Source organism: Streptomyces mashuensis (assembly GCF_014654785.1).
GTDB classification, from domain to species: domain Bacteria; phylum Actinomycetota; class Actinomycetes; order Streptomycetales; family Streptomycetaceae; genus Streptomyces; species Streptomyces mashuensis.
The window spans coordinates 334,158-359,001 of sequence record NZ_BNBD01000002.1; the positions used below are offsets into that span (position 1 = coordinate 334,158).

Genomic DNA, 24,844 nt, shown 5'->3' on the forward strand with positions numbered 1-24,844 from the left:
CCATGGCGCGCCACTCAGTAGCGCGCGCTTTCCAGCGCGGAGCGCGCCCGGGGTGGCGCGCCACCGGAGTGCCGGCGCGCCTTTGCTGGCGCGCCGAGTCGGGCGGGCGCGCCACCCTGCGCGCGTGGCGGCGCAAGCGCGCTACTCCCTGGTGGCGCGGGGACGCGCCACCACAGCCACCCGCGAGCGCGGTGCGGTTGCGGTGTGGCGCGCCTATGGAGTCAGGTGGCGCGCGCCCTGGACACAGCAAGGCGCGCCCGCGCGATGACTGGAGGGGTGCAGGCGCGCCTTCGGCAGGTGGCGTGGCGTCATGCGCGGAGCGCGCCCACCCCGGTCGGAGCGAGGCGAGGCGCGCCCGTAGCGCGTCAGCTCACGTCACCCGACGGTGGCGAGGTCGGTGTAGAGCGTCGCGAACATTTCGGCGATCTTCAGCTCCGGCTTGCCTGCAAGCCGGTAGGCGTTGGCGATGTCCCGTTCGCCGCGCTCTTCCAGGAGGCCGATCACCGTGGGGCGGTGCTCGATGATGTACGTGCGCAGCTTCGTCATCGGCGGCGGCGCACCCTGGTCGGGGGTTGAGATCGGCTCCAGGTGTTCCCGCATCGTCATGCCCATGATGCGGGCCTGGATCTCCGCCTCGGTGAGCAGTACCGCCATGACCTTGTTGGCCCTGTTCACCTGGGCCGGGCGGGGCCGGGGGAGGTCCTGCGGCTCCTCGGCTTCGCTCGTCTCCTCGGGCCGCTCAGGCGTGGGCGGCTCCTCGTCCGGGTCCGGGGGCGGCGGCGTTCCTTCGTTGACGGGCTCGGGCTCGTCCGGGTCCGTCAGCTCGTTCTCCTCGTCGGCCGCGCGCCCGGTCGCGTCCTGCTGGCCGCCGGGCTGCTCGCCGTCCTCCATGCCAGCCTGTGCCTGTTCGGCCTTCGCCTTGAGGTGGTCCAGCGACTTGGTGATCAGTTCGTCGGCGCTCATCACCCCCCACGCGGTGTCCGTCTTGACTGCCGTGAGCGTGCGGCGACCGTGATACTCGCGCAGCTCGCGCAGGGCGTTTTCGGGGTCGGTGGGGTGCATCAGGGCGTCGCGGATCAGCTTGGCTGCCTGCTCGCCGGTCAGGGCCGGGGCGGGCCGGGCGTGCTCCGGACGCGGGGCGGGCTGCTGAGTCTGCTGGCTGTGCTCCTGCAAATCGGCGTCGGGGCGCAGTTCGGAGGCGGAGCGGGACTCGGCGGCGTCTTGCAGGCCAAGGCGGCGCAGCAGCCCGTCGATGGTGAAGTCGTGGAACCGCTGGGTCTCGCCGGGCTGGATCTCCATGTGGAGGGTCCGCACGCCGGTAAGCCAGGCTTCACCGATGGCGTGAAGGTCCACGATCGCGTCGACGGCAGCGGGAAGGTTCTTCTCCGCCTTCACCTTCCGGGTCGTGTTGCGGGTCGGCTTGTCGTTCTCGAACGCCGTGACGATCTCCGTGCGGGCGAGCAGCAGGCAGGGGCCCTGGTGGCGGCGCAGGAGCCACAAGACCTCGCCCCACCGGTCCTTGGCCCGGTTCCACAGGTCCGAGTCGATGACGACAGGGTCGTCGAGGGTGGGCACGCGGGAGCGGTTGCGCTCCGCCTTGCGGATCGCGCGGTTGCGGGCATACATGGCGATCTCGTCGCTGAGCATGTCCCACAGTGAGGTCATGGAGTCGATGACCAGCATGTTCGGCTTGCCATCGACGCGGGGCTGGTGGTTCACCCAGCGGATCGCGTCGAGGATGTCCTGGTAGGAGCCGTCGTGCGGGACGATCTCGTAGTCGGCGCCCGGAACGCGGCCGTAGTAGTCGGCGGTTCCCTCGCTGCCGCCGATCTCGATCCAGTACGTCATGCCGATGAGGTCGGAGCCGGAGCCGCGCGCTGCCTCGTAGCTCTTGCCGGTCTTCTCCGGGCCGGTGAGCAGGATGATCGGCGGATTCGGCTTTCCGGTGGGCTTCCGGCTCTTGCGGGTGCGCTGGGGCGCGGTGATTCCAGCCACGGAACGGGGCCTTTCGCTTCGGGTCTTCCGGGTTGCTCTCCCGGATGTTGCGGCGCGAAGGGTCTTAGCCTCTCGCCCTGACGCGCGCTGTATTATTTTAGCGGGTCTGGGCGGAGAATCAATCCGTTTGCAGCAGGTCAGAGGCCGGATTCTCTGCGGGTGGGTCAGCGTCTTCCCGATGTCGCCGGTACCAGTCGTCCAAGTCCTGCGCGTCGCCTTTGGCTCCGTGGAGCGCCGTGGCCGGCGCCGCCTCCCACTGAGCCACTGCCTCGTCGTACTCGGCCCGGACGGTCTCGACGTCCCGACGGCACAGGGCGCGCGTGATCTCCTCCCACGGCTCGCCGCCCAGGGCCTCGCCGAGTACGACCAGGTAGAGGAGTTCGTTGACCATCACCCGCAGCCGTCGCGCTGCCTCGATCCGCTCACATGCCCCTGCGCCGGAGCTGATGACGCCCACACCCTGCCGGGCCAGGTCGGACAGGTCGCGGTGCGCGCGGGCGGCTGCGAGACGGGCCAGGTTCTCGGAGGTCATAAAGATCCGATCGTGCCAGCGGCGGGCGCCCTGGATCGGGTGCGCCCGCCGCGAAGTCGTGCAGGTGCGGTACGTCAGGATGCCTGAGCAGCCTCACTACCGGCTTCAAGACCGTCCAGGTCCACGCCGTCGCCGCGCTCCTCTTGCTTCTCCGCGCGGTAGCGGGAGTCAAAACGGGGGCCGACGTTCTTCCGGCCGTTCTGCGGGCTCTGTCCGAGACGGCGGCCGAGCTGGGTGGGATTCAAGTCCCCGCGCGGGCCGAAGCGGTGGTGCTCATCGGCATCCCTGGCCGCCTTGTAGATGGCGTACAGCTCCTCCTCGGACAGCACCTTGACCAGCTCGATCTCGGGAGCGGGATCCGGCTCCTGCTCGATCTCCTCCGCTACCTCGTCCTTCGGCTCCTCCGGCGGGGCCTCGGCCGGCTGGTCGGGTGCGGGGGGCTTGGGCTTCTCGGCGGGCACCTTCGCCGTGGGGCGCGGCACTGCCGGCGTCTTCCGCGGCGCCGCAGGTACGGGCGCCGCGGTGTCGAGCAGCGCGCCGGTACCGTCCTCGTCGACCCAGTCGGAACCCGCTCCGCGCGCACGGACAAACCCGGAGATGTGCAGCCCGAAACTGCCGCCGAGCGGCACCATCGCGGCGACGGCGCAGCCGACCGCGTACACGTACACGCGGTGCTCCGCCATCACGGTCGGGGCACCGCCGACGCTGAACCATTCGGACAGCGCGACCATGGCGTGGCCGACATTCGCGGCGATCGAGATGCACAGCAGGAAGGCGAAGATGCACCACAACGACCAGTAGTAGCCGCCCTCCGCGCCCCGCTCCGTGCGCTTGCGTATCGAGGTGACGGCTCCGGCGTTGAAAGCGAGGAGGAGTTCGAGAGAACCGGCCATCGCGCCAGCCGCGAAGGTGGGGAAGCCGATGAGCGTTCCTGCCCAGTGGAGTTGGTAGAGGGAGGCGAGCATCATTCCAAAGCCGGCGGCCGCGGCTCCGATACGGAGGTTGCGGTGCCAATCTCGCAGCTCCCGCTCACCCTGGGTAATGGCGCGTATGGTGGGCAACTTGGGCAAGACAGGTCTCTTTCGTTCGGGTCTTCCCCGGGGGACCTATGCTCGTCGGCCCTCGGGTTGCCCAAACGATATAACCTCCGCCCGCGCGTGCGCTGCCCTTGATCGCGTACGCCTTGTCACCGGCCGTTGGGGCTTGCCGTTTACCAGTCCAGCGGCTTGTGGGGCATGCGGCGATCCGGGCCGACGACCTTCGCCAGGTACGCCCGGTCCTCGATGCGCGACAGCAGTCGCTCGCCGAGGACGGCCTTGATGCCATCGCGCCGCAGGTTGGTCGAGAACACCGTCGGCCTGCCCGAGGCGAGGCGGGAGCCGACCAGGTCGGTGGTCTCCCGGCGGACGAACTCCGTCTGCACGCCGTCCATCTCGCCGCACAGCTCGTCCAGGATGAGCAGGTCCGGGTCCTCGACGTGACGCCTTCGGATCTCGTACCGGCTCATACCGTCGGGGCCGCCGTCCGGGCGGCGCCAGGTGAGGTACGTGGAGTGCTGGACGAACCGCACGAGCAGGCCCCGGTCGCTGGCCTCGTTGCCGAGCGCCGCCACGGCGGTGGTCTTCCCCGAGCCGATGTTCCCCGACACGATGAAGTGCATCGTGCTGGGGCGGGCCTTCTGCCTCTTCGCCTCGACGACCGAGCCGAGCCAGTCACTCAGCGCCTTGGGGCGCTGAGTGTCGTCCAGGTCGGCGAACCGCCATTTCAAGTAGTCGTCGTGGTCCGCCGCTGCCATGCTGTTCCGCCAGGCGAGAGTGCGGGCACGGGCCTGGGGGACAGAGACGTCCTCCCACAGCTCGGTCTCGCTGTCCTCGGGCGGCGCGGGCACGCCGAGCTGCGAGAGGTCCGCCCCGCCGCGACGGAGCGCCGCAAGTGTGCGCTCCGTGATCTCGAACAGCCGCTTCGGCTCGCGTTCGGGGATGAAGCGTTCGGCGGCCATGGTGCTCACCGCTCGTTCTCCTTTCGCATCAGGCGGGGACGATGCCGAATGTGGCGCCGTCGTCGGGGGCGGCCGGAGGGGGTGGTCCGCACGTGTCGTTCGTCCCCCAGGTCGCGGCATCGCTGTAGAGGGTGGGGCGGCCGCCGTACTGGGCGGGCATCGGCTTGTTGTTCCGCTCGTCGCTCAGCGCGCGCTGGAACTGGTGGGCCGTAGGGAAGTGCACCCCGGTGCGCTGGAACGCCTTGGCCACCTGCTTCTTCGTGTAGTCGGCGTCCAGGGCCTGCTGGCTGAGCTTGACGAGGGCGAAGTACCACCCGGACTTCTGCTTGCCCGCGTACGGGCCAAGGTGCTGGGTGGCGTGGTCGTAGTACCAGGTGGCGACTTCCTGGGCGGGCGTCTTCACCTTCGCCTCCCCGGCCGTCTCGTCCGGCCTCTCCGGGGCGCTGGACGGCTTGGCCTTCTTCGCGGCGGCGCGAGCGGCGGCCGGCGGGACGGGGCGCGGCTTCTTCTTCGGCTGCGGCTCCGGCTCCTCGGGCTCCTCCAGTTCCTCCATCTCCGGGGCGTCCTCAGCGGGGATGTCGTCCGGCCTGGCATCCGGGTCGGCCGCGAAGCCGTCCGAGCCAAGGCTGTTGTCGGGGTAGCGAACGCGAAACGACCCGTCCTCCTGCTCGACGACCGGCACATCCAGCTTTTTGCCGAAGGTGATGTAGTCCTTCGCCCACTGTTCGACGGGATACATGCTGACCGCGGCGCCCATGGCCGTCTTGCCGTCGAGGAAGCGGCGCCGCTCGAGGCGGTAGTAGCCGTGCGCGGCCAGTTCGTGGAGTGCTTTACGGACGGCGTCCCGCCCTTCGCGTCCCTCGCCGCGTGCGAGCTGTTCGGAGCGGACGTTCCAACTGTCGGCCTGATCAAGGCAGTACGTGAGCAGGCCAAGCGCACGGTAGCTGATACGAAGGTCACGGGCCGTCGCGGACTCGACCGCGACGAAGAGGGGGCGGCGGTTGTGGCGCACCGCGCTGCGGTTGGTCACGCTGCTGCCCCACTCACCGTCTCCTGCGACAGCCGGAAGTAGGTGTGCCACGTCTTGCGGCCATGGGAACCCATCTCGTACACGCGCCGGGATTCGGCCATGCCCTCCTTGCGGAGTTCAGAGAGGGGTTCGCGGGCCTGGTGGTTGGTCAGGTTGCACGCGTCGGCGGCGTCCTGCACGGTGACCCACCCGCCGTCGCTCTCCAGGACGAGGTAGCAGTACAGGCGGAACGCGCGGTCGGATATGCCTTCGGCAAGCGCCGGGGCGATGTGGGTGTGGGTGGACAAGGCAGGGTCCTTTGAGGGAAGGGCCCGGCCGCCGCAGCGGGGCGGCCGGGCGGTCGTTCGACCGTGTGCGCGTTAGTGCTGGGCGTCGCGGCCGGGCGCGGCGGGGAGCATCGGCACACCGCGCAACAGGCCGTCAAGCTGTCCCTCGTGGAACGCCTCCATCACGGCTTCCTGCCCGCCGTCCTTCCAGCGGAGGGATACGGAACCGGTCGGCTTGCCGCCGGGGATGCGCGTCAGGCCGGGGATCACTTCGCCGGTCAGCTTGTCGACAATTTCACCCGTTGCCTTGTCGTATGCCGCACGCTTGATCATCGCGTCGCGGAAGGCGGGGCGGGCCTGGATGATGGCCTCCGCCTCACCCTTCTCCTCTGCGAACTCGTTGAACACATCCTCGTCGCCAACGACGTACTTGTCCTTGGAGATGGCCACCGTGTGTGTGGCGACGGCGACCCCGTTGACCTTGGCGTCAACGGACTTGGTGCTGCTCTCGGGGTCGTCGTAAGCGGCAAGGAGTGGACCCTTCACGGCGGCGATCTTCTCGTCGATCGCGGGCACGACGTGGTCCTTGAACAGCTTGGCGAAGACCGAGAGGAGCGCGGCGTCGCCCAGGGACAGGGCAGGCTCCGGCGTCTGCTTGACGTCGTCGTACGACATGTGGGTCCTTTCTCACCCAAGGCGCGGCCCAGGGCTTTTCGGGTCTGTCCCGGGCGGAGTGCAGAGGGTGCCGCCAGTAGGTACGTCGACTGGCGAAATCTGTGACACCAAGGCCCGGATGGCTGAGTTGCTCTCCCAGCCACGGCAAATACTACAGGCCGCGTCGCCGTGTGTGCCACCCCTCTGCCGAACTCGCCGACAGCCGCCCCCAGCTACACCGCCCTACCGGCCGGAACACGCGACACAAGCAACATGCGCCGCCTACCTTCGCCGCAGCTCGCCCGCCCCTGGTGACGTCGCCAGGGGCGGGCGAGCTCCGGTACCGCCCCATCCGGAACGAAGGCGGCACCGGCCCGGCGGCGGGCGCGGCCCGGCCATGACGGCATGCCCCGCTTGCGAGACGGGGCGCCGCGGTTGAAGTCCGCGGGCTCGCAGACCGCGCCCACCGCCGGCACCACGAACCAGAAGGACAGCCGTGACCGAGACCGTGCCCGCACCCCGCTACACCACCTACGTGCCGCTCACCGACCTCACCCCCGCACCCGGCAATCCGAAGAAACACGAAGTCGAGCGGATCATCGAGAGCATCCGCACGCACGGCTTCGTCGACCAGCCCATCGCCGACGAACGCACCCAAACCATCCTGGGCGGCCACGGCCGCCGCGAAGCCCTGATCGAAATGCAGACCCGCGGCGAACGGCTCCCCGCTGGGCTCCTCCTGGACAACGACGGCGGCTGGCTCGTCCCCGTCCAGCGCGGCTGGGCCTCCCGTTCCGACGCCGAGGCCAAGGCGCTGAACATCAAGCTCAACAAGATCGGCGCCGACGGCGGCTGGCGACCGCGCTCGCTCGCCGCCTACCTCGAAGACATCGTGACCCAAGACGCCGAGCTGTATGACTCGCTCGCCATCTCCGAGGACGAGCTGGACAAGCTGCTGCGCCAGGTCGACCCCGAAACGCTGCCCGGCGCAGTCAACGAGGACCAGGCAGCCTTGCTGCACCTCCCGGACGACGGCGCTGACGGCCTGGGCGGCGAGAACCTCAGCGCGGACGACGAGGGACGCACGCGCCTGACCACCTGCCCGGCCTGCGGCCACGCGTTCACGCCCGGACGCTGAGGATCCGCCCCATGTCCAACCGCCGCAAACCCCGCCGCTCCGGCGCCGGGCGCCCCACTCTGCTGTCCGAAGAAGTCGAGAGCCGCATCATCGCCGCGTCCCGCACCGGCATCGCCGTCGAACTCGCCGCCGAGGCGGCCGGCATCTCAAGCGCCACCTACCACCGGTGGATGGCCCGCGGCCGCGCCGAAGTCGCCGCACGCGAAGACGGGCAGGCCCCGAACCGGGACGAGGACCCCTACGTTGAGCTGTTCGAGAAGGTCCGCACCGCCCGCGCCATGGCCGGCGCCCGCGCCATGGCCAACATCCGCCGGGTCGCCGACGGCGGGATCGTCACCAAGGTCACGACGAGAAAATTTCGCGACCCCGAAACCGGGCAGATCGTCGAGGAAGTCACCGAGGACCGCACGGCCCCGGACTGGCGCGCCGACGCCTGGTACCTGGAGCGGCAGCACCGCCACCACTACGGCAAGGACGCTGCGATCGCCGTCGAGATCACCGGCATCGACGCCGGCGCACCCGACGAGGAATCCGGCGTCGACCTCACAGCGATCGCAGAGCGGCTGAACAAGAGCCTCTTCGCGGTGCAGTACCCCGAGCCGCCCGAACTGGAGGACGGCAGCGTCCTAGACGCCGAGGTCGTCGACGGGTAGGCCCTGCGCTCCGGCCAGCCCGGCCCAACGCCCTGTTGATCACTAGCGATACGCTCCCCGGGCAAAACGATCACTCATCCGGAAGGAACCAGCAGTGGGCGTTGTCAACAGCATCACCGGCGGCACCGTGACCGGCGCCGTCATCCAAGGCGGCAACATGGTCTTCACCGCCACGGCACCGTCGACCACCAGCGCGCCGGCCGCCACCACGGCCACGCGCCCGATCAAGGCCCCCGACGGCACCGTAATACTCCCCCCGCCCCACGGCGAGCGCATCGCCGCACTCCTCGAGCACCTCAAGCTCGTGCCCGACCTCGCGGCCGAGGCGGAGACGTACGCCGCGCAACTGCGCGGCCACTGACCACCAAGACGAGCACGGACCCGGTGGGCCCCCTCACCGGTCCGTCGCCCCCTCGGACGGGGCTGCGCCCAGGTGCACGCGCATCGGAGCGGCAACCGCCCCGCGGAATCCCGGCGTATCGGCCGGACAACGGCGGCCCCACGGACAGCACGCGACACTAACCCGCACCACCCATCACGGTGCTCCCTCCCTGCTCACTAAGCACTGGAGGAAGCACCACCGTGACCGTCCTGTACTACCCCGGCGCCAGCCGCGCGTACGACTACTCGTCCCGCTACGAGGGCAGCGAGATCAAGCCCAACTGCGGCGTCATCCACACGACCGAGTGCAGCGTCCTGCCCTCGTACGACCAGGGCGCCGAGGCGCCGAACATCACCGCCGTGCCGAACTTCGGAAAGAAGCGGCTGGAGTTCTACCAGCACTACCCCTTCGACTCCTCCGCCCGCGCCCTGGTCAACCGTGCCGGCGGCGTGGAGACCAACACGCTCAACTGCATCCAGATCGAGCTGGTGGGCACCTGCGACCCGGAGAACGAGACCAGCTGGGACGGTGAGACGGCGGGTGAGGACTACGTCTACTGGCCGGACGCCCCCGACTGGGCCCTGCAGGACCTCGCGGCGTTCATGGCCTGGCAGTACAAGAACAACAACATCCCGCTGACCGGCCCGGCGACGTGGCTGCCCTACCCGTCCTCCTACGGCGACACCGACGCCCGGATGTCCTTCGCCGAGTGGAACAACTTCCAGGGCTGGTGCGGCCACGCCCATGTCCCGGAGAACGACCACGGCGACCCCGGCAACATCAACTTCGCCAAGCTCGTCACCCTGGCCAAGGCCAAGGTCAACGGCAGCTCCGGTTCCGACTCGAGCACCACCAACACCAAGCCCCAGCCCGCGCCGCCGTTCCCCGGCACCTCCTACTTCGGGCCGGGCAAGAACAACTCGTACATCACCCTGCTCGGCAAGCAGCTCGTGAAGAAGGGCTTCGGTAAGCACTACACCTCCGGCCCCGGCCCGAAGTGGACGGAGGCCGACCGGCTGAACCTCCGCGACTTCCAGCTCAGCCGAGCGGAGCTGCGCGGCGACGCCGACGGGCTCCCTGGTCCCCTGACCTGGCGCCTGCTCTTCTCCTGACCCCTACCCACCGGTCGGCCCGCCCCTCGACGGGCCGACCCCATTCCGAAAGGCCCGCTCCCGTGGCAGGCGAGACCGTCATCACGGTCGTCGGCAACCTGGTCGACGACCCCGAACTGCGCTTCACGCCCTCCGGCGCCGCGGTCGCAAAGTTCCGCATCGCGTCCACTCCCCGCACCTTCGACCGGCAGACCAACGAGTGGAAGGACGGCGAAAGCCTGTTCCTGACCTGCGCCGTGTGGCGGCAGGCGGCGGAGAACGTCGCCGAGTCCTTGACGCGCGGCACCCGCGTCATCGTCCAGGGCCGTCTCAAGCAGCGCTCCTACGAGGACCGCGAGGGCGTCAAGCGCACCGTGTACGAACTCGACGTCGAAGAGGTCGGCGTGAGTCTGAAGAATGCGACCGCGAAGGTGACCAGGACCGGTGGGCAGCGTCCGGCCGCCACTCCAGCAGGCCGCCCCATGGCCGACGATCAGTGGGCGACGGAGCCGCCCTTCTGAGTGTGTCCCGAAACGGGAACGCGCCGCGCAGGTGGTCTCCTGCGCGGCGCGTTGTGCTACGCGGCCGGGGCGATCCAGGCTTGCGGGAGCGCCAGCAGCTCGCCGTCTTCGCCGTTCGAGGATGCCTGCCCGCTGGAGGTAGGCGGCTCCTGGGCAGCGCCGCCGGTGGGCGGCTGTGTCTGGTCGGGGCCTGGCTCCGACGGCGGTGCCGGCGTTTCAGTGACCGGCGGGGCCGGTTCGGCCGGGGCGGGTTCGACGGGCGTCGTCGAGGGACCCTCCGGCTCGACCGGCGTCGGCTCGGGCTGAGGCGTCGGCTCGGCCTTGGACTGGGGCGTCGGCTCCGGCTCGGGCTGGGGCGTTGGCTCCGGCGTCGGCTCGGGCTTGGGCTCCTCGGGCTTCTGCGTTTGCTCGCTCTCCACTGGCTTCTGGTCCGGTGACGGATCAGGGACCGTGGCGGGCGCAGTCTCCGTCGGCTCCCCGGACGAGCTACCTGTCGAGTTCGTCCCCGACCCCGGGTCGGTGCCCGAACTGGCTGTGGACGCACGTGTGTCCGGCCCGGTCGCGGGTGGTGGCTCAAGCCCTGCGGCGAGCGCCACGATGTCCTGCTCGCCCGGCTTCACGACGGAAGGCGACGCGTCAGGCACGCCCAAGACGGCCCGTGCCGCCAGTAAAACTGGCGCGTCGACCGTAGCGTCCTGTGGGGCGTAGAGAATCGTGTGCACGTCCTGCTCGTCGAGCCCCAGAGTGCCCAGGGTGAGAGCGGCAAGGCGAGGCGGCAACGGCTCAGCGTGACCCATCGAAGTCGCCTGATGGGCTGCACCCGCAGACTTCTTGGCCGCAGCCAGCAGTTCCCCCTCGTAGTCCTTCAGCCGCTCCTCGTCGGTACCCCACAGCACGTACCGACCTGAGAGAACCATGTTGGGGTACAGCTCCCGGGAGGCGTCCTGCATCGCCCACGTCTTCGCATATTCAGCTGTCCCGAAGATGCGCAGGCCAAGGCGTTCCTTGCCGTACGAGAACGTAAAGATGGTGGAATCCGGTCCCGTCGCGGCCTTGGTCGCCATCACCATCCCGTCGGAGTCAGTGCACTCCGCTTCCAGGTCGTCGATGGGGCTGCAACTGATCTTTCCCGCAAGGGAGAAGTCCTTGAAGTCGGGAGCTGTGAACGGCTCCGGCCCCAGGTTGCGGTTGTCCTTGGCCGCCTTGCTGCGCGCGGTGCCCCCGTCCTGGGCGCTCGCGGCAGTCGATGCCGAGTTGGCGCCCGTGACGTGCCCAAGCGCCCAAGACCCGGCAAGAGCCGGCAACAACGCCGCAGCGATAACCCACTTCTTCGCACGCCCCCTCGGGCCTGCCGGCGCAGCCGGTTCCTCCGTGTGCGGCGGCAGGTCAACAGGCGGAGCAGGCTCGGTAGGTCCCAGCAGCTCGTCGAAGTCCTTGAACTCACAGTGATCACGCACCAAGCGCTCGACCTGTTCCAAGGGCAGGTCCGGCATGGCGGCGCTGACCTGCCGCACAGCCGAGTAGAACGACTGCGGGCTCAGGAACAGGTGGCGCTCGCCGTCCATGTTGACCACGCCCACATCTGTGAGCGGAACATCATCGTCGTGCGCGTCCGGAGCAAGGACGTGGATTTTGATGCGCGGCACGGAGGGGGTCACGGCCGCCCTTCCACACTCGGGCAGCCGGATATGGCGCTGCTCAACTCAGCCGGTCTCTTTCTTCACTGCTCTGCAAGATGCGCGCGATGCGGGCGGCCGTCTTCTCGGCACGCTCCGGAGTGATGGCCTCGATGTCAGTGAGGACCAGGTGCCCGCCTCCGGGCAGGTCCATCTCCTCGCGATGGATCTCCGGCTCGTCCAAACCATCGTCGGTCCCGGCGTCATCGCGGGTCTTCAGGGGGTTCTGGGCGTGCTCGTACGCGCGGAGCATCGCCTCCTTAGTGGCCCGCACGCGCGCAGGACTGCGTCGGTAACCGGGACGCAAGGCGCCCGCGGCCGCCAGCATCCGGCGGGTCTCCTCGTCGTGAGGGATGGGCCCGCCGTCCAGCGCCCGCTCAAGGCGCTCGCTCTGGTCAGCTCGTCGCGACATGCGCCCTCGCCTCTCGTGTCTCAACCCGTGTACCGACGTATCTGTTTCTGCCCACTGCCGCTGTCAGCAGCTCCTCGATCAGTTGGGAAGACGACTCCCCGGCCGGCATGACCTCAGCGAGCTTGCGCAGTGACCGCACCGTCAGGGTACGAACAGCACCATCCGTCTTCCCCATGATCTCCGCGGTGCGCCCAGGGCTTTCCCCGTCGAAGAACCGCAGGATCAGGACCTGCTGCTGCTGGGGTCTCAGTTTATGCAGGTGAGCGGTAACGGCTTGGGCCAGCGCACGGTTCTCCGCGTACTCCTCCGGGCTCTGGCCGACGCGTGGCCGGTCCAGTTCCAGGTGGTCGGCGTACAGCACTTCCGAGGGACGCCGCTGCACGGACCGCAGGTAGTCCAGCGCAGTGTTCTTCGTGATCGTGCGCAGCCAGGCAAGGAAGCTCGTGCCTGGCCGGTACTTGCTGACGTTTTGGGAGACCTTCAGCCAGACCTCTTGGCTCAGGTCCTCCGCAACGTGACCGTCGCGGATGTAGAACCGCACCCAGTGGTAGACGGTGTCGCTGAGCTCGTCGTACAACGCCGAGATGGCGTCGGCCCCGTCCGCCCCGCCTGCTGCGGCGCGTGTGACCAGGGCTTCCAAGATGTCAGCCACGGCGTGTTGTCCCCCCTAGAGCGTTGTGCTGCGCTGGTCCGCTACAGCGCCGCCCTCGGGCTGCCTTCACGTTCTCCTCACAAGAGGAAGATCACATTCCGTAGCGACGCGGAGGCAGCATAACCGGACACATACGGAATGCGCCGAACAGGCTAGCGACGCCCTGCGACGCTCGCTGTGATATATGGTGCGGGCACGCGCCGGGAGAGCAACCCGGCGGACACAGACCCGAAGCGAGAGGACCCGTGGCCATGCCCGCATGCATCAGCACCACCGACCGAACCTTGATGCTCCTCCCGTTCGAGGAGTGGATCTCCATCAGCGCAGCCGCCCAGCGCGCTGACATCGACGAGGCCGCTGCCACCAGCGTCGTACGCGTGGGCCGCCGCCGCGGCGTCCTGTGCACCCGCGGGAAGGGGGCCGCCCAGCAAGTCAGGCGGATCTACCCCGCCCCGCGCCGCCCCGTCACGCCCAAGCGGTAGCGACCAGTCCGCCGGCAGACACCTTGGGCATCTCCCGGGTGTAACAGATTTCGCTGATCCACGTACGTGTCAGTGCCGGACTGAACGCAACCGGCTCCATCCGGCCGGTTCGGGCCGCCGGGGGACACGCACGAATGGACAAGGACAGCTATGCCTCGCGGTGGCTCCAATGCATTGCTGAGTTTCGAGACGATCGCCGAGCGAATGGAAGTTCCAAAGCGCACCGTGCTCGACAACTACAAGAATTGGGACATCCCCATCGTGCGCATCAGCGACAGGATCCTGCGTGTACGAGAGCGCGATTTTGAGGCATGGGTCGATGCCCGCACGGAGTGAATTCGAATAAGCGAGGCAGGCGCTACTACCTCGATTAACAGGCGCATCACCGACCGCCCCGCCTCCCGCTCAGCGGCTTGACCTGCCGCGCCCCGCCCTACGTACAGTCCAACCCCCTGGCCAGGGCATCACCCAAGAACGAACGAGATCGCGAGAGGCGTCCCGTGGCACGCAAGCCCACTGTCAAGAAGCGGTGCGACTGCCCCGATCAAAACAGGCCCAAAAAGGGCGGATGTAAGCACAGCTGGTACTACAACCTCACGACCAGCGAAGGCAACCGCACGCGGGCCACCATTCCCGACTCGATCGGTCTGACCCAGGCCCAGGCTCAGGCAATTCTGGACAGCACTACCCCCGGCGTGGCCCCGGAACCCGTCGAAGTGAACCTGACCTTCCGGCAATGGGCCGCCGACTGGTACGGCAGGCGCCGAGTCAAGGACACCAGCCTCGAGCAGTATGAGATAGCCATCCGCAAGCACCTCAATCCACGCTGGGGAAGCCAGCGCCTGCGCAGCATCAAGAAGGCACAGGTCGAAGCCTGGGTGCAGGAGATGGAGGCCAACAAGGACATCGCCAACTCCACCGCGGAGGGTCACTGGAAGGTCTTCCAGATGATCATGAAGGACGCGCTGCAGAACGGGAAGATCACCGTCAACCCCACCTACGAAGTCGAAGGACCCTACGTAGGGCCGTCGAAGTCGTACGTCTTCACCCCGGACGAATGCTGGGCGATCTACGACGAGTTCCCCGAGCTCTACCGCCCCATCCCGATGATCGGCTTTGGCTGCGGCGCCCGACAGGCAGAGGCGTTCGCCGTGTGCGACGACGTCCTCGCCTCGGACGGCAAGCTCCTCACCGTCCGCCGGCAGGTGCTCAGGACGAAGGAGACCCGCCACAGGCCCACGCTCGTAGACCGTCTCAAGACCAGCCCGCGCCTCAACACGAAGGACGTGCCAGTACCTCCGTACCTCCAGGACGCCCTGGGGGAGTACATGGAGCGCTTCCCGCCGCAGGCCACAGAGACCGTCCTGTGGGAGCACAAGAAGAAGATCGACGACTGCAAGCGCGGCCCGGCCCGTCCACTCTTCTGGACACCGCGCGGCGGCCTTCTCAACCGGAACCACTTCAACGACGACCTGTGGAAGCCCACCCTGCGGAAGCTGGGCATCAAGGACGAGGACGGCGACCTTCCCACCTTCCACGACCTCCGGCACACCTTCATCTCCAGGTGCCTCCAGAACGGAATCCCTGAGCACACCGTGGCCGCCTGGGTCGGCGACACCGTCGAGGAGCTGCGGCGCACGTACAGCCACCTCCTGAAGGACCACGCCGACACGCACGGGGCAGTGGCCGCCAGCGTGACAGCGCGGCCGGCACCCTCCCCCTCTCGCGTAGGCATCGCTGCCTGACGCCCTCCACGCTGTCCCCTCGCGTGAACAGCGGCAAAGGGTGGACCCCCAGCGGGGCTGAGGCCGAAGGTCGGCCTCAGCCCCGCTGCTGCATTCTCATCCCCTGGCTCCGCCACCGTTCGCCCCGCAGGCATCGGCCCCCTCGACGTCCTCCCGGCGGACGACGACCACGGGGCGGCTGGCGCCCCGGAGGGGGCGACGGGCGACATCACGCAGTCCCGCCCGCATCTCTTCGCCAGCGTGCTCCCACAGGTAGGCGCTTACCGGCGTATGGGCCCACCGGCGGCCGTCCTGCACGCACAGCGTGATCGTGCCAGGCGCTACGTCGTCGGCGGTGTGGATGTGGCGGCTCACGAGACTCCCCACCTACTGGCAGAAGCGACGCCCCGAGGGAGCGCCGGCACGACGGGGCCACGGTAGCGCCCCGAAGGCCGCCTACCCATGCTCCGTACCAACCCGGGCTATTGGAGAGGTACAAGGCGGAAGCGGCTTCACTGCCCGCCGAGGCATGGTGACCACCCACCCGGATGCCCCAGGGCATCGACCATCTCCGCTGGTCCGGGACCTGTCACGGCCGTCTCCGGGCCAGCCCCGGACCGGATCTTTCGTGGCTACTTTCATGGCTACGTACGTAGCCGCGCGGTCCCGTTTGGACCGGTGCGGAACGGGGTCTCGCCAAGCTCCCCGATCTACAAAAAAGAGCCTCTGACCAGCACTTTCGCTGATCAGAGGCCCTAGGTGGCGGACGAGTCGGCCTGTACGCCGGGTTCTGTCTCCCTGGTGCCTTGCGGCGCCGGGGGAGGCGGTCATCCATCTAGGCCGGCCGTTGCCGGCCGGCTCGTGCGGTCTACCCGCAGACTCGGGCGGGCAGCCCTCGGTCGTCCGCGCAGGGCCGCCGCAAGCGGTGGCCCCTCTTGACCTTGCTCCGGGTGGGGTTTACCTAGCCGTCCGGGTCACCCCGGACGCTGGTGGTCTCTTACACCACCGTTTCACCCTTACCGAGGGCCGTGAGGCCCCCGGCGGTCTGTTTTCTGTGGCACTGTCCCGCGGGTCACCCCGGGTGGGCGTTACCCACCACCCTGCCCTGTGGAGCCCGGACGTTCCTCGGGAGGGTCCTGAGACCCCCACGCGACCGCCCGGCCGGCTCGTCCGCCGTGTCGACCATGGTACCGGGCGCTCACGCCGGGACGAACCCGACCTTCTCCCGGCCCGGGTCCGCGCGCACCAGCCGCACCCGCATCCGGCGCCCCAGCGGCAGCGGCGGGCCGTCCGCCGGGCCCTCCACGTGGCCCACCACCGCCGGGCTGTACAGGTGGGCCGTGCCCGCCGTCGGGCGTGTCTCCGCCACGTCCACCACGTACGCGTCGAACACCTCCCCCACCCGGTCCCGCAGCAGCGCCGCCTCCACCAGGTCCACGCACTCCCGCTCCGCCTCCCCCGCCCGCCGCGCGCCCCGCACCATCTCCCCCGGCAGCCCCTCCAGCGCCGCCCGTACCCACTCCGGTACCGGCGCCCCGGCCGCCGCCGCCAGGCACAGTTCGCTCGCGTACCGGTCCACCAGGCGCCGCAGCGGCGCCGTGCAGTGCGTGTACGGCGCCGCCAGCGCCGCGTGGTCCGTCTCCGCCGGGCGCGGCAGCGCCCCCGGGCGGTCCGCGTCGAACGCCACGTACCCCGCCCCCCGCAGCAGCGCCGTGCACTCCTGCAGGAACGCCGCGTGCTGCGGGTCGCCCGGGTCCAGCGCCCTGACCAGCACCCCGTACGGCATCGCCGCCGGCCACACCACCCCCAGCGCCCGCGCCACCCGCCGCAGCCGCTCCACCGCCCCCTCCGGCGCCGCCGGCAGCGTCCGCAGCACCCCCGTGCCCGCCCGCAGCATCAGCTCCGCCCCCGCCATGCCCGTCATCAGTGAGATCTGCGCGTTCCACCCCTCCACCGGCAGCGGCGACCGGTACACCGGCACGTATCTCCCGTCCCGCCGCACCACCTCCTGCTCGGGCACGTTCAGCGAGATCCCGCCCCGGTCCCGTTCCAGTTCCTCCCGCCGCATCCCCACCTCCCGCAACAGCGACAGCGGCTCCTCCGCCGTCCCCGCGTCGATCGCCCGCTGCACCCCCGCGTAGTGCAGCCGCGCCCGGCTCCGTACCACCGCCCGGCGCACGTCCGCCTCCACCACTCGCCCGTCCCCGTCCAGGTCCAGCCGCCACAGCACCGCCGGCCGGTCCCGGTCCGGCCGCAGGCTGCCCGCGTCCTCGCTGATCACGGGCGGGTGCAGCGGCACCCGCAGGTCCGGGTAGTACAACGTCACCACCCGCGCGTGCGCCTCCGCGTCCAGCGCCCCGCCCGGTGTCACGAACGCCGCCACGTCCGCGATCGCGTAGTGCACCCGGTAGCCCCCCGCCTCCCGCCGCGCCAGGAAAACCGCCTGGTCCAGGTCGAGCGACCCCGGCGGGTCGATCGTGAACAGCGGCAGGTCCGTCGCGTCGTACGCCGGCATCCGCGGGTGCCGCGCCGCGTGCTCCGCCTCCCGCAGCGCCTCCTCCGGGAACGCCACCCGTACGTGCGTCCGCTCGCGCAGCTCCCGCAGGGCCGACAGCAGCGGAGTGCGCTCCGTGTCCGTCACACGTATCGGGCGCCGGGGCATGCCACCGAGCCTAGGCGCGGCTCCCGGCCGCAGCACGATGAGCAGTGCGGACGGGCGTTAGGGTGCCCCTGGACCGTCGCACCACCCATTGAGGAGACCCGCCGTGCTCGTGCTGTTGCCGCCGTCCGAGGGGAAGGCCGCCGGGGGCACGGGGCCCGCGCTCGACACCGCCGCCCTCTCCCTGCCGGGCCTGCGCACCGCCCGCGAGGCCGTCCTCTCCGAGCTCGTCGCCCTGTGCGAGGGCGACACCGACAAGGCCGCCGACGTCCTCGGCCTCAGCCCCGGCCTCCGCGGCGAGATCGCCAAGAACGCCGCCCTGCGCACCGCCCTGACGCGGCCCGCCGCCGAGATCTACACCGGTGTCCTCTACGACGCCCTCGGCCTGGCGACCCTCGCCCCCGCCGCCCGCCGCGCCGCCGACCGCTCGTTGCTGATCTTCTCCGGCCTGTGGGGCGCCGTCCGCCCCTCCGACGCCATCCCCTCCTACCGCTGCTCGATGGGCGTCAAGCTGCCCGGTCTCGGCGCCCTCGGCGCCTATTGGCGCGAGCCCCTCGCCGCCGTCCTGCCCGAGGCCGCCGGCGACGGTCTCGTCCTCGACCTGCGCTCCGCCGCGTACGCCACCGCCTGGAAGCCCAAGGGCGAGCTCGCCGGCCGCACCGCCACCGTCCGCGTGCTCCACTCCCGCACCGTCGACGGCGTCGAGAAGCGCTCCGTCGTCAGCCACTTCAACAAGGCCACCAAGGGCCGCATCGTCCGCGATCTGCTGACGGCGGGCGCCGCCCCCACCGGCCCCGCCGGGCTCGTCACCGCCCTGCGCGACCTCGGGTACGTCGTCGAAGGCGGCGCCCCCGCCAAGCCCGGCCGCCCCTGGGCCCTGGACGTCGTCGTCACGGAGCTCTGAGCACCCTGGCCCCCGCCCCCGCCCCTCCCCCATTCGGATTGGCGAACGAGGACCGTAACCGTGTAACGTGTGCGTGTCGCCGGGCACGGGAACCGGGCCGGAGCGGCACACAACAGCACACGGGGCTATAGCTCAGTTGGTAGAGCGCCTGCATGGCATGCAGGAGGTCAGGAGTTCAATTCTCCTTAGCTCCACAGTCGCCCGGTGGGCCCCCGCGAGGGGGCCCACCGGGCGTTTTCACCCCTGGGCCGGCTCCCCGAACCGTGCCCTCGCGTGCCGGTAGATGTCCGTCACCAGCCCCGGGTTGGTCCACGCGACCTTCACGTCGCACGTCTCCCCGTCGACCCGCCGCAGCGCGAGCGACACCGGTTCCCCCTCGTACGGCACCGCGTGCGGCACCCTCATGCGCTCCTCCGACAGGTCCTCGCCGTTCTTGAGCACCACGGACCGCAGCACCCGCCCCCCGACGCTCCACTCGGCCCGGACCACCGCCTTCGCGCAGCCCTCCGCCTTCAGCGACCCGCCGACACCGGCCACCGACGCCGACACGTCGCTCTTCGCCGCCCGCAGGACCGCCGCCTCGGCCGGCCGCCCCCGCACCGTCCAGGTGAGGACCGGGATGGACGTGCACGACTGGTCCTGCGCCGGGTTCCCGCCCCCGCCCGTGCAGTACACGAGAGCGCTCTCGGCCGGCTTCGCGCCCGAGCGGTACAGCAGCGTCACACTGCTGGTTGCCAGGTAATTGATCATGGCGACCACCGTCAGTCCGCCCAGCGCGAAGCCGAACTGCGCCGCCGTCGGCACCAGCGGCAGCAGCCACTTCGAACGCCACGGCCACTCCACGTCCAGGACCGAGATCGCCTTGCGCCGCGACCATTCGGAAGGCCCCGGCTCCCCCGCCTCACCGCTCAGCTGCTCCTGCAGCCGCACATGCTGGAACTGGTAGACCGCCCCCGTCTGCCGCAGCACCCCCACGTGGTGCGCATCGTCGAGGAACTTCATCAGCCGCCACGGCAGCCTCCCCGTCATCCACAGCCACGTCCGCGACACCTGGAACGAGCCCCACGCCGACCCCAGCAGCGCCGCCAGCCCCATCCCCGCGCCCATCAGCAGCGCGTACGGCATCACCTCGGGCACCGGGAGGTGGAACGTGGCCCGCAGCCACCAGCTCATCCCCCCACCCGCCAGCGCCGCCGTGACCAGCATCGCCAGCACGCCCACCCCCGCGTACCGGAACAGCAGCGCCCGCGGCCCGTGCAGCGCGTCCTTGGCGATGTACACCTGCCGCCGCTCGCCCCTCACCATGGCGTACGCCCAGATCCCGCACCCGCCGGCGATCACCCCCGCCATCACCCCGACGAGCGTGCCGAACAGCAGGTAGAAGAACCAGCCCCACACGGCGCCGTACGCCACCCCCACCAGCAGCCCGGCGACCCCCGAACTCACCTGCCACCACGCGAAGTCCGACGTCCCGTCCCCATGCATCCGCCGCGCCACGAACGCCAGATACCGCTGAGCCTCGTCGGCCCCGTACGCCGTCTCCGACGACTCCGCGTACAGCGTCGGCAGGTACCGCGCCAGCAGGTGCGCCTCGATCCCCGCCCGCGTACGGAACTCCTCGCCCCGCAGCAGCTCCCCGGGGTCCGTCGACCCGGCCCGGTACGCCGTCGCCGCCATGTGCAGCATCAGCGGGGTGGACAGCGTCCGGCCCAGCGGCGACCGCGGCCGCTTCCGCAGCGCGGCGAAGACCGTGCCCCAGCGCTCGCCCCGGTCCGCGGACGCCCCCCGCAAATACGTGACCGCGTCCCCCGTCGCGACGGGCTCCAGCTCCACCACGGCGGCCTTGGTCAGGTAGTCCCCCACCTTCTCGTACTCGGTGGCCCGGCACGTCAGCAACAAGGGAACGCGCTTCGCCCCCAGCGCCTCGATCGCCTCGACCGCCCGCCGGTGCAACGGCTCCGGCAACTCGTCCAGGCCGTCCAGAACCGGCATCACCCGCCTCTCGTCGAACAGCCGCCGCGCCACATCCCTGCGGAACAACCGCCCTCGCCCCAGCCCCGGGCTCAACTGCCTGATGTGCCGCACCAGCCACGTACGTAACGGCACGGACGGCCGCCACGACGACAACGACAGCAGCACGGGTACGGGTTCCTCCGGCTGCCACGAGTCCAGCAGCTCGCGCGCGAGCAGCAGCGCGCACACGCTCTTCCCCGAACCCGGCGCCCCCAGCACCACCAGCTGCCGCTTCGGCAGGCTCTTCAGGAACGCCGGTACGTCCTCGACGTCCCCGTCCTTGCCGAGCCCCGCCGTCCCCAGCACGTCGTCCGGCGACTGCACGGGCCGCCCGGTCCGCGACCACCGCACGGGAATCGGCTGCGGATTCTCCAACCGCCGCCGCGCCACCTCGTCGTTGAGGCGCACGAGGAGGTCGCGGCGCAGCCGCCGCGCCGCCCTGTCGGTACGTGTGACGGCCCGGCCGTCCATGACCATGACCAGGTCGCCCCCGACCGTGGTCCTGCTGACCTGTTGTCGCCTTCTACTGGCCACGTGCGTCCCCCGTGGTAGAACCTTGGCCCTGTCATGTTACGTAGCGCACAGGGGGAGTTGGGATGACACTGACCGGAAAACGCATGCTGGCGGCCGGCGGGACGGTGGTACTCGCCGCGGCGGTGAACATCGCGACGAGCGTGCTGACGGCGAAGTGGTCGCCGGTGTGGATGGTGTGGACGGCCGTATTGGTCATCCTGGCCGTGGCGTTGCAGATGTGGCTGATCAAGAGCGAGCAGCCGTCTGCGCGTCGGCAGCACTTCGAGGATGTCGAGGGGCGTGCGTTGCAGCAACGGATGGGCGGGCCCGGCGAACAGGTGGTACGCCGGGCGAAGGTGGACGAGGACCTGGTGCAGCGCCAGGACTAGAGCACGCCGCCCTTCACGCCCGTGACGAATGCGCTCCACGCGGCGGCGGGGAAGACGACGGCGGGGCCGTGGGGGGCGCTTTTACTGTCCCTCACGGGGACGAATGCGGGGATATCGGGGGCGATTTCCACGCAGTCCCCGCCGTGGGTTCCGCTGTAGCTGCTTTTCGTCCACCCGACTTCCAGACAGTTCCCAGCGTCGTTCCCGCTGTAGGTGCTCTTGCGCCATATCACCATTGCGCCCATACCCTTCCATTGCATCGCCGATGAAGGCAGCAGAGTCGGATGCTGAGAGGCAGTCAGCTCGGAGCACATCATAGATCCTGGTGTAACGCGCGATAAGCGCCGGATCGTTGATGAAATGCCCGGCCTCCAGCGATTCCGAGTACAACCACTGCTCTCCGTCCGCCAGGGTGATCAGCGACATCGCGGTCTTGGGTTTGATCAGCGGCAGGTTGAACGGCGCCACTTGAACGCGCATATTCGGCCGCTGGCCGGCCAACAGCAGCTGCTCACACTGGTCGCGCATTACGTCGCCGCCGCCGACGACGTTCCGGATGGCGCTCTCGTCCAGCACCACGACCAGGAGTGGCCCATCCACCTTCATGAAGCCTTGCTGCCGGCTCATTCGAGCCGCTACTCGGTCGTCCAGTTCGCGGCCCGAGAAGAACTGCGACATGAGTGCGCGCGCATATTCCTCGGTCTGCAACAGCCCCGGCATCACATCGGTCTCGTACGCACGAAGAGCCTCCGCGTTCGCTTCCATCTCGACCCACCGTTTGAGCCAATCCGGATGGGTCGTGTGCGGATACCAGTCGATCCGCCGCCAGAGGGTGGTGAACATGTCCCCCGTACCGAGCAGCTGGTCGCATACCGCGACAAACCGCTCCTGCGGCACCCGCTTCCCCGCCTCCACCCGCGTGACCAGCGTCCGGTCGCAGGGGATCTTCGCCGCCAAGTCCTCCTGCGTCAGTCCCGCGCACTCGCGGTGGTGCCGGAGCACCTCTCCGAACACCGCCGCCGTCGTCGCGGCCCCGCCGTCCGCCGAACCGTTCGCACCGTTGCGTCGTTTCACGTCCATCCGCCCCCAGCCGTGACAGCTTGCCCATGGCACGTGCAAAGCGTTGTGAGCGTAGGCGCGGGTGCGGAACTCTGTCCTCGTAAACGGTAGTTGGATCACCCACACGGGTGTGATTCGGCCCGACGAATCTCCGAGGAAACCGATGGTCGCTATCCCCTCACCCCCCACCCCCGCACCCTCCGACGCGGACCTGCGCCGGATCTCCGCGCAGACGGCGCACGAACTCCAGGCGGTCTGCCGTGAACACGGCTGGGCACTGCACATCACGGCCGGCGAGCCGATGAGCGGCAACGGGTACGTGGAGTTCCCGCCGCTCCGCGTGGACGTGGCGCAGCAGATCATCGCCGGGTTGCGGCGGTTGCTGACGACGCGGTGCGAGGAGTGCCAGGCGATCAAACGGCGGCGGGCGCAGGCGTTGCGGGAGAAGGACACGCCGACGGCGCGGGCGATGGCCGTGGCGATGGGGCGTCACCTTCGGGCGGCACACTGACCGCGCCTGACCGCGGGTGACCGGCGGCGCGCGCTAACCTGCTGCCGCCATGAACGATTTCGTTGATGAAGCGCGTACGCGCGTCGCGCACCTGCTCCGGATGGCCAACACCACCGACGACCGGATCAGGGCACAGATCATCGAATACGCCGACAGCACCCCGGAACCGCCGGTCATGAGCCGCGGGGCGGGGATCGTGACGACCGGTTGCGCGCGCTGTCGGCGGACCGCGTGGCGGCAGCACGACTGCGAGGGGCCGCTGTGGGTGTGCGGGACCTGCGGGCACGTGGAGCCGATCACGCTGCGGTGCCCGCAGTGCGACGCCGAGATGACGCCGCCGGCACTGGGGGCACCGGACGTGTGGGAGTGCCCGGCCTGCGATGTCTACCGCAGGTGGGACGTGTCGTTGAGCAGCCGCAGGGACGCGTTGCCGTCGGAGTAGTAGGAGACGGCGGAGAGCGAGGCCGCGGCGAGTTCCATGCGGAACAGGGACTCGGGCGGGGCGCCGAGGGCGAGCCGTACGAGGGTCTTGACGGGCGTCACGTGGGTGACGACGAGGACCGTGCGGCCGGCGTACCGGGCGAGGAGCTTGTCGCGGGAGAGGGAGACGCGCCGGGCCACGGCGGCGAAGCTCTCGCCGCCGCCGGTGGGGGCGGCCTTGGTGGAGGAGAGCCAGGCGTCGAGGTCGTCGGGGTAGCGCTCGCGGACCTCGGTGAAGGTGAGGCCCTCCCAGGCGCCGAAGTCGGCTTCGCGCAGGCCCTCGTCGATGCGGACCTCCAGGCCGAGGCGGCGGGCCGCGGCTTCGGCGGTCTCGCGGCAGCGGCGCAGGGGGGAGCTGACGACGGCCTGGACGGTGCCGCGGGCGGCGAGGGCGGCGGCGACGGATTCGGCCTGGCGGCGGCCGGCCGCGGAGAGCTCGGGGTCGCTGCCGCCGCTGCCGGAGAACCGCTTCTCGGGTGTGAGGGCGGTCTCGCCGTGGCGGAGCAGGACGAACGTGGTGGGGGTGCCGAGGTCGGCGGGGGCGGCCCAGCCGACGGGGGCGGGGCGGGGCTCCTCCTCGGCCGGTTCGGCCACGGCGGGGAGGCGCGTGGCGGAGGGGGCGGCGGTGAGGGCGGCGCTCGCGGCGGCGGAGGCGGCGAGGCCGGCGGCGGAGCGGCCGGGCTCCCACTGGCGGCCGGCCTTGCCGGCGTCCATGGCCTCGTTGGCGAGGCGGTCGGCGTGCTTGTTCTTCTCGCGCGGGATCCACTCGTAGGTGACGCGGCCGGGCGGGAAGATCGTCTGGGCGTGGGCGGCCAGGGGCTTCATGTCCGGGTGCTTGATCTTCCAGCGGCCGGACATCTGCTCGACGACGAGCTTGGAGTCCATGCGGACCCGGACGGTGGCGTCGGGGTCGAGGTCGCGGGCGGCCTCCAGGCCGGCGATGAGGCCCTTGTACTCGGCGACGTTGTTCGTGGCCCGGCCGATGTACTCGGCGGCCTCGGCGAGGGCTTCGCCGGTGGCCGCGTCGAGGACGACGGCGCCGTAGCCGGCGGGGCCGGGGTTGCCCCGGGAGCCGCCGTCGGCCTCGACGATGAAGCGGTGCGCCATGG

26 protein-coding genes, 1 tRNA gene, 1 other RNA gene and 1 pseudogene are annotated in these 24,844 nt (G+C 70.1%); 13 read left to right on the plus strand and 16 right to left on the minus strand.

The genetic code is table 11. The features are described 5' to 3' along the window. Positions 1-375: 375 nt before the first annotated feature. The 7 genes from IE305_RS06680 to IE305_RS06710 form a co-directional block, all read right to left on the minus strand. Positions 376-1,995 (minus strand): DEAD/DEAH box helicase family protein, encoded by a 1,620-nt coding sequence (locus IE305_RS06680; protein ID WP_190128504.1) that lies wholly within the window; start codon positions 1,993-1,995, stop codon positions 376-378. 118 nt (positions 1,996-2,113) lie between these two features. Beyond that, on the minus strand, positions 2,114-2,527 hold the full coding sequence (locus tag IE305_RS06685) for a hypothetical protein (RefSeq protein WP_190128505.1): 414 nt from the start codon (positions 2,525-2,527) through the stop codon (positions 2,114-2,116). A gap of 74 nt (positions 2,528-2,601) precedes the next feature. Beyond that, positions 2,602-3,597 (minus strand): hypothetical protein, encoded by a 996-nt coding sequence (locus tag IE305_RS06690; RefSeq protein ID WP_190128506.1) that lies wholly within the window; start codon positions 3,595-3,597, stop codon positions 2,602-2,604. A 140-nt stretch (positions 3,598-3,737) separates the two neighbouring features. Next, positions 3,738-4,535: a P-loop NTPase family protein gene (locus IE305_RS06695; RefSeq protein WP_190128507.1), complete on the minus strand. Its 798-nt coding sequence runs from the start codon at positions 4,533-4,535 to the stop codon at positions 3,738-3,740. 19 nt (positions 4,536-4,554) lie between these two features. Continuing rightward, positions 4,555-5,556 (minus strand): hypothetical protein, encoded by a 1,002-nt coding sequence (locus IE305_RS06700; RefSeq protein WP_190128508.1) that lies wholly within the window; start codon positions 5,554-5,556, stop codon positions 4,555-4,557. Continuing rightward, positions 5,553-5,843 (minus strand): helix-turn-helix domain-containing protein, encoded by a 291-nt coding sequence (locus IE305_RS06705; protein ID WP_190128509.1) that lies wholly within the window; start codon positions 5,841-5,843, stop codon positions 5,553-5,555. Before IE305_RS06705 ends, IE305_RS06700 begins: the two co-directional genes overlap by 4 nt. A 72-nt stretch (positions 5,844-5,915) precedes the next feature. Continuing rightward, positions 5,916-6,497, minus strand: coding sequence for a hypothetical protein (locus IE305_RS06710; protein ID WP_190128510.1), 582 nt, complete (start codon positions 6,495-6,497; stop codon positions 5,916-5,918). 475 nt (positions 6,498-6,972) lie between these two features. Between IE305_RS06710 and IE305_RS06715 the strand changes: the two genes are divergently transcribed. The 5 genes and pseudogenes from IE305_RS06715 to IE305_RS06735 form a co-directional block, all read left to right on the plus strand. After that, on the plus strand, positions 6,973-7,614 hold the full coding sequence (locus IE305_RS06715; RefSeq protein WP_190128511.1) for a ParB N-terminal domain-containing protein: 642 nt from the start codon (positions 6,973-6,975) through the stop codon (positions 7,612-7,614). An 11-nt stretch (positions 7,615-7,625) separates the two neighbouring features. Next, positions 7,626-8,267, plus strand: a complete 642-nt coding sequence (locus IE305_RS06720; RefSeq protein ID WP_190128512.1) for a hypothetical protein — start codon at positions 7,626-7,628, stop codon at positions 8,265-8,267. A 94-nt stretch (positions 8,268-8,361) separates the two neighbouring features. Continuing rightward, on the plus strand, positions 8,362-8,628 hold the full coding sequence (locus IE305_RS06725; RefSeq protein ID WP_190128513.1) for a hypothetical protein: 267 nt from the start codon (positions 8,362-8,364) through the stop codon (positions 8,626-8,628). 221 nt (positions 8,629-8,849) lie between these two features. After that, complete coding sequence (locus IE305_RS06730) at positions 8,850-9,761, plus strand: peptidoglycan-binding protein (RefSeq protein ID WP_190128514.1); 912 nt, start codon at positions 8,850-8,852, stop codon at positions 9,759-9,761. Between the two features lie 62 nt (positions 9,762-9,823). Next, positions 9,824-10,183, plus strand: a pseudogene (locus IE305_RS06735) (single-stranded DNA-binding protein); the annotation flags it as partial. A 134-nt stretch (positions 10,184-10,317) separates the two neighbouring features. Here IE305_RS06735 and IE305_RS06740 read toward each other — a convergent pair. Genes IE305_RS06740 through IE305_RS06750 form a run of 3 tightly spaced genes read right to left on the minus strand, consistent with a single transcriptional unit; the run spans position 10,318 to position 13,001 of the window. Continuing rightward, positions 10,318-11,919, minus strand: a complete 1,602-nt coding sequence (locus tag IE305_RS06740; protein ID WP_190128515.1) for a hypothetical protein — start codon at positions 11,917-11,919, stop codon at positions 10,318-10,320. Between the two features lie 40 nt (positions 11,920-11,959). Continuing rightward, positions 11,960-12,349, minus strand: a complete 390-nt coding sequence (locus tag IE305_RS06745; RefSeq protein ID WP_190128516.1) for a hypothetical protein — start codon at positions 12,347-12,349, stop codon at positions 11,960-11,962. Continuing rightward, positions 12,333-13,001 carry an RNA polymerase sigma factor gene (locus tag IE305_RS06750; RefSeq protein WP_190128517.1) on the minus strand — a complete coding sequence of 223 codons (669 nt, stop codon included), beginning with the start codon at positions 12,999-13,001 and terminating at the stop codon, positions 12,333-12,335. The genes IE305_RS06745 and IE305_RS06750 overlap by 17 nt, the downstream gene beginning before the upstream one ends. A gap of 251 nt (positions 13,002-13,252) precedes the next feature. On the opposite strand from IE305_RS06750, the gene IE305_RS06755 reads away from it, so the two are divergent. From IE305_RS06755 to IE305_RS06765, 3 genes are all read left to right on the plus strand, one after another. Continuing rightward, entirely contained in the window at positions 13,253-13,483 is a 231-nt protein-coding gene (locus tag IE305_RS06755) for a hypothetical protein (protein WP_190128518.1), read from the plus strand. 150 nt (positions 13,484-13,633) lie between these two features. After that, positions 13,634-13,819 carry a DNA-binding protein gene (locus IE305_RS06760; protein WP_190128519.1) on the plus strand — a complete coding sequence of 62 codons (186 nt, stop codon included), beginning with the start codon at positions 13,634-13,636 and terminating at the stop codon, positions 13,817-13,819. Positions 13,820-13,983: 164 nt separating this feature from the next. After that, positions 13,984-15,228, plus strand: a complete 1,245-nt coding sequence (locus IE305_RS06765) for a tyrosine-type recombinase/integrase (RefSeq protein WP_190128520.1) — start codon at positions 13,984-13,986, stop codon at positions 15,226-15,228. 742 nt (positions 15,229-15,970) lie between these two features. Here the strand turns inward: IE305_RS06765 and rnpB are convergent. Then, positions 15,971-16,376, minus strand: an RNA gene (gene rnpB / locus IE305_RS06770) — RNase P RNA component class A. Between the two features lie 29 nt (positions 16,377-16,405). Further along, positions 16,406-17,869, minus strand: coding sequence for an RNB domain-containing ribonuclease (locus IE305_RS06775; protein WP_190128521.1), 1,464 nt, complete (start codon positions 17,867-17,869; stop codon positions 16,406-16,408). A gap of 103 nt (positions 17,870-17,972) precedes the next feature. On the opposite strand from IE305_RS06775, the gene yaaA reads away from it, so the two are divergent. Together yaaA and IE305_RS06785 are read left to right on the plus strand one after the other, a co-directional pair. Then, on the plus strand, positions 17,973-18,770 hold the full coding sequence (gene yaaA / locus IE305_RS06780; protein WP_190128522.1) for a peroxide stress protein YaaA: 798 nt from the start codon (positions 17,973-17,975) through the stop codon (positions 18,768-18,770). A 121-nt stretch (positions 18,771-18,891) separates the two neighbouring features. Beyond that, positions 18,892-18,964 (plus strand) — tRNA-Ala (locus IE305_RS06785). 43 nt (positions 18,965-19,007) lie between these two features. Here IE305_RS06785 and IE305_RS06790 read toward each other — a convergent pair. Then, positions 19,008-21,317: an NACHT domain-containing protein gene (locus IE305_RS06790; protein WP_190128523.1), complete on the minus strand. Its 2,310-nt coding sequence runs from the start codon at positions 21,315-21,317 to the stop codon at positions 19,008-19,010. 62 nt (positions 21,318-21,379) lie between these two features. On the opposite strand from IE305_RS06790, the gene IE305_RS06795 reads away from it, so the two are divergent. Continuing rightward, positions 21,380-21,685, plus strand: a complete 306-nt coding sequence (locus IE305_RS06795) for a hypothetical protein (RefSeq protein WP_190128524.1) — start codon at positions 21,380-21,382, stop codon at positions 21,683-21,685. Here IE305_RS06795 and IE305_RS32850 read toward each other — a convergent pair. Both IE305_RS32850 and IE305_RS06805 read right to left on the minus strand, forming a co-directional pair. After that, positions 21,682-21,816, minus strand: coding sequence for a DUF397 domain-containing protein (locus tag IE305_RS32850; RefSeq protein ID WP_229890664.1), 135 nt, complete (start codon positions 21,814-21,816; stop codon positions 21,682-21,684). The two genes, IE305_RS06795 and IE305_RS32850, sit on opposite strands and share 4 nt — an antisense overlap. Beyond that, complete coding sequence (locus tag IE305_RS06805) at positions 21,767-22,759, minus strand: helix-turn-helix domain-containing protein (RefSeq protein ID WP_229890665.1); 993 nt, start codon at positions 22,757-22,759, stop codon at positions 21,767-21,769. Before IE305_RS06805 ends, IE305_RS32850 begins: the two co-directional genes overlap by 50 nt. Before the next feature lie 148 nt (positions 22,760-22,907). Here IE305_RS06805 and IE305_RS06810 point away from each other — a divergent pair, with 148 nt between their 5' ends. Both IE305_RS06810 and IE305_RS32855 read left to right on the plus strand, forming a co-directional pair. Further along, positions 22,908-23,255, plus strand: a complete 348-nt coding sequence (locus tag IE305_RS06810; RefSeq protein ID WP_190128526.1) for a hypothetical protein — start codon at positions 22,908-22,910, stop codon at positions 23,253-23,255. Positions 23,256-23,304: 49 nt separating this feature from the next. Continuing rightward, positions 23,305-23,697, plus strand: coding sequence for a hypothetical protein (locus tag IE305_RS32855; protein WP_229890666.1), 393 nt, complete (start codon positions 23,305-23,307; stop codon positions 23,695-23,697). On the opposite strand, the gene IE305_RS06820 is transcribed toward IE305_RS32855, so the two are convergent. Continuing rightward, complete coding sequence (locus IE305_RS06820) at positions 23,640-24,842, minus strand: bifunctional RNase H/acid phosphatase (protein WP_190128527.1); 1,203 nt, start codon at positions 24,840-24,842, stop codon at positions 23,640-23,642. The genes IE305_RS32855 and IE305_RS06820 overlap by 58 nt on opposite strands. Positions 24,843-24,844: the final 2 nt, after the last annotated feature.